This is a genomic window from Rothia sp. HMSC066G02 (genome assembly GCF_001813145.1).
Lineage (GTDB): Bacteria > Actinomycetota > Actinomycetes > Actinomycetales > Micrococcaceae > Rothia.
Genome location: NZ_KV811594.1, coordinates 1 through 2737, shown reverse-complemented (window position 1 = coordinate 2737; position 2737 = coordinate 1). Strand labels below are relative to the sequence as shown.

At 56.3% G+C, this 2737-nt stretch carries 2 protein-coding genes and 1 pseudogene; all 3 read right to left on the bottom strand.

Translation table 11 applies throughout. From position 1 onward, the window contains the following. Positions 1–197 precede the first annotated feature (197 nt). Positions 198–615: pseudogene (locus tag HMPREF2894_RS09125) on the bottom strand (transposase family protein); the annotation flags it as partial. A gap of 164 nt (positions 616–779) precedes the next feature. After that, on the bottom strand, positions 780–1634 hold the full coding sequence (erm, locus tag HMPREF2894_RS05855; protein ID WP_016459102.1) for a 23S ribosomal RNA methyltransferase Erm: 855 nt from the start codon (positions 1632–1634) through the stop codon (positions 780–782). A gap of 196 nt (positions 1635–1830) precedes the next feature. Then, positions 1831–2737 (bottom strand): IS256-like element IS1249 family transposase (locus HMPREF2894_RS05850; protein WP_070678215.1); only part of this gene is annotated, 907 nt, incomplete at its 5' end.

The window sequence follows — 2737 nt, the reverse complement described above, 5'->3', positions numbered from 1 at the left end:
CAATCCGTGAAAATCCGCGATTCCGGACACACTTTTTGACCCTTAACCCAGATTGCACGCGTGGGGATTGAGGGTGTGAATCCCACTGTCGTGGGTTTGATGAGGTAGTCGATGTTGCGGAAGCTTTGGCATCGGCGTGCGTTGTGCTCCGTACGTTGTTTCAAAAACGGGTTTCATCAAACGGAACAAAACCTGGGACACTTCATATCCCACCCCAGGCCTAATGACTTGGGTGCAGCGGCAACGCTCATCCGATTTAGGCAGAGTCGTTGCAGGATCCAGTGGGTCACCTGGTCCGTGGTCTTTGAATTGTCGGGCGCGCAGGCAAGGCCAGCACGGAAGATCTTCTGCAAGCAACGCTTGTTGGTGCACCGGTAGCGTGGAAGGCGCACATGAAGTTGTTGGGTGGCCGACGATGGGCAGATCGACCAGGCTGCGGATGACGTGGTCGCGGAATACTCCAGGCTGCCCGCAGGTAGGGCATTCATTGATCGGCTCGACGGGTTCGGCTTCAATAACAGTGACGTCACCGTTTTCTGTGGCACCGGTGATAGTAGTTCCTAGTTTTGCGGTGCGGCAGATGGTATCGACGATGACATTTCCGTTAGGCTGCACAGTAGGTCCTTAGTTTTGTACGGATGGATTAGATACCTTTTTCCTACAAAGCCAAGGACCCCAATATCTTGTGCCACGCCCGAACCCCCGGCGAACTAATCAATGCACTCTAAAACCGGAAGAGCCCTTTTAGTACTACTGGTGGATTTCGGTTTTGGTGGGGATTAACGCCGCCGGCTTCGGTTTTTCCGTTGAGGAGGTCGTTGACTACTTCCCGATGGTGAAATGGGTCGATGGTGAGGTAGAGAGGAACCAGTCACCTGGAAGAGATCGATCCAGTCGTTGGTGTGCAATCTGGGAGGTAGGGTCGCGGGGTCGATTCCTCGCGAGCGCAACCATGATTGTGTTTCTGAACGTGATGAAAACAACCCTGCCCTTCGGAGAATTTCCCCTATCCCGCGTCCCCGGGCAGTGAAAACGGTGTGCACCATCGCCTGAAAGGCTTTGCGCTGCTCTATCGGAATCTTCGGGTCACCCACCCGGCGGATCACTAAGATCCCCCCGTCAACGTTTGGCTGTGGCCGGAAAGCAGGCCTTGGTACCCGAGAACCCAGGTGAAATGTGAACCATGGGGACCACTGAGCCGTCATCATCGTGCTTGCGCCTACCCCGGCCCGGCGGCGAGCGACTTCCCACTGCATGAGGAGTACAGCGTCAGTCCATGCTGGCGCATGCAGCAACTTTCGAAGAATGGCAGTGGTGAGGTGAAAGGGAATGTTTCCCACAATGACGCAGGGAGTGGCGGGTAACCGGAAGTTAAGGAAATCATCATGGACCACTTCGACCGCCGCCGAGGAGGTTTCTTGTGTGATTTTGGCAGCTAGTTTTGCGTCCACTTCAACTGCCGTTATCGCCCTCCCCAAGTGGGCCATCGGGTGAGTGAGGGCACCGCTTCCTGGTCCGATCTCAATGATGGGGCCGGAGGTTTGTTTCACAAGGTCGATGATGGAGTTGATGATCTTGTGGTTGGTGAGAAAATTTTGGCCATGCTCGTGACGGCCGTGTCCGTATGCAGACATCAGGTGTGCTCCTTGGATTTGAAAGGGAGCCGGGCATGACAAATAGCCGCCCGGCTAAAGGACCGGAGCGGTTTTTAACCTACGGGGTAGGAAACCGCCTTAGCGGTTGGTGCGCAACCGCAAGAACATGGGTCTAATTATATCCATTAAAGGGTTAAGGGTCAAAATGTGTGTCTGGCTCGGCGTGTCGCGGGGGTTAGATTTGGCCTTTTTGAATGCCGATTGAGTGGGTGTAGTCGGTGTCGATAGCGTTGTCGTAGAGGGCTGGGCGTCCTGTTTCGTGGTCGGCTTGGTTCTCGGTTTGGGTCAGGGTGGATACTTTGGCGAGTTGGCCCTGGCCCCAGTCGGACTGCCTGGCGATTCGTACTGGATCGTCAGGCAGTTCCGTTTTTAAGTAGAGCCACCAATCCAGCATGCGGCGTTGTCGTTCGCCTGATCTGCCGCGGTGGGTTCTGGCGAGCAGTTTGAGCTGGGCGTTGATGCCGCCTTCTAAGCTGTTGGTGGTGGATTTGATCCGCTCGGGCGCAAGGACTCCTGCTGGCGGGTTGAGGTAGACAAACAGCATCTCGGACCGCCAAAGATGGTTGAGGCTGTTGTAGGCCTTGCGCACGTTGTGGTGGGTCCACACGCGGGTCCATGCACCTGTTTTGGGGTCTTTGATCATGGTTTTCTCGTTCATCCATTCCCGGTAGATCGTTGAAAACTCGTGCAGTTGCACACCCCACGCGGCGGCTTCATCCAGTGTGGTGATCCGGGTCAGTTTCAGCGCAAGTCGGTAGATGGTGCGCCCGGCATCGGTGCGTGGGTTGGTGGTGGTGTAGCGGCGGACCACGCGTTGGGCGTGGACGAGGCAGCGTTGAATTTTCGTAGTCGGCCAGCACTTTTTGATTGCGCTGTATGCGCCTTGGCCGCCGTCGATGACGGCGATGAGTGGGGCTTCGATGCGTTCAAGCAGCAGTTGGTAGTCGCGGGTGGTTTCGTGTTTGCACCAGTGCCAGGCGATCACGTGGTCGATGGTCGCCGCGACGATCAGGCAGCCACCGGCGGTGTAGGTGCCATCGAGAAATACCTGGTCGTAGATCCGCTTGTGGTGGCCGGCGGTG